The 1,281-nt window shown below is 44.8% G+C and carries 1 protein-coding gene; it reads right to left on the reverse strand.

Annotation, left to right across the window (positions count from 1 at the left end):
- Positions 1–36: 36 nt before the first annotated feature.
- Positions 37–1,229 (reverse strand): IS3 family transposase gene (locus tag ACSLUR_RS19060; RefSeq protein ID WP_448556919.1). Its coding sequence is split into 2 segments (ribosomal slippage): positions 37–921 and positions 924–1,229, totalling 1,191 coding nucleotides; the frame shifts between segments, so codons are not numbered across the junction.
- Between the last annotated feature and the right edge of the window lie 52 nt (positions 1,230–1,281).

Raw genomic sequence — 1,281 nt, forward strand, 5'->3', positions numbered from 1 at the left:
GTGATCTTGCCCCGATAAAATGGACACGCTCCATGTTTAATTTAGTGCTGACTCAAATTCAGCAGGTGTTTGATATCCTAAACTCGAATGTAATCGCTGTCTATTGTAGAAGTTATTTAGGTAACTCTTTAATAATGCGTGCAATTTATTCGCCGATGAGAATGTATTGCCGCGAATGAGGTCTGCTTTAAGTGAATGAAAGAAGGACTCCACTTCAGCATTGTCTGTGCAACATCCAGGGCGATTCATACTGGCTTCGACGTTATTGCGTTGTAGAAATTGCTGCACGACATGCGCGCGGTATTCTGCGCCCCTGTCGGTGTGAAAGAGTAAGCGTGTTCGAGGCTTTCGTTGATGTAGTGCTTGGCGCAAAGCGCTAAGAGTTAATGCTGTTGATTTCTTCGCCCCAAATGCCCAGCCCACGATTCGACGAGAGAATAAATCAATCACGACAGCTAAGTAGTGCCACCGTTTACCCACTTTAAGGTAAGTAATGTCGCCCGACCATTGCTGGTTGATACCTTCAGGCTTCTCAAGCAATTGGCGCTTGTTCTCAATTTCCTTATAGAAAAACTTCACTTTCGCGGTTTTACGGTAGGTTTTGACGGCACGGGCGACAAGGCCGTACTCGTGCATAAGCCGCGCTACTCGCTTTTTACTTGTTCGAATACCGAGCTTTTTGAGTGCCTCATATACCCTGGGACTGCCATAGGTATGAAGGCTAGCATTAAATATGGTTTTTATGTTGTTTAGCAGTGCATTATCGGCCAGCACTCTATTCGAAGGGGAGCGGTGTAGCCATGCGTAATAGCCACTACGTGACACCTTCAGCCAAGTACAAAGGTACTTAACACCTAAGGCTTTTCCGTGCCTTTTGATGAACCCAAATCGTGCTGATGTACTTCCGCCAGATACCGTTGCCACTTTTTTAGCAGGTCATTCTCCTGCTTTAAGCGTTCATTTTCTCGTTGGAGTTGTTTGATTTTATTCAACTCTTGTTTGGAGGGGAGTTCACTCATTAATTCCTTGCTGCTTTTATAGCGCACGGGTAAGTTAAATTTCCCCTCTCGATATTCTTTACGCCACCGGCTTAACATAAAGGGATGAATATCGAGCGCATGAGCAACATCCTTTGACATGACATCGTCTTTTAAGCTTAGTTCGACGGCTTTGATTTTGAAATCAACTGGGTAAAACCATGTTTTTCTGGGGTTGGTATATCTGGGCATAATAGCCTCCTCATTGAGATAAGGAGGTGTCCACTAAAACGGGGGAACTGCA

This window comes from Thalassotalea montiporae, from assembly GCF_053485855.1.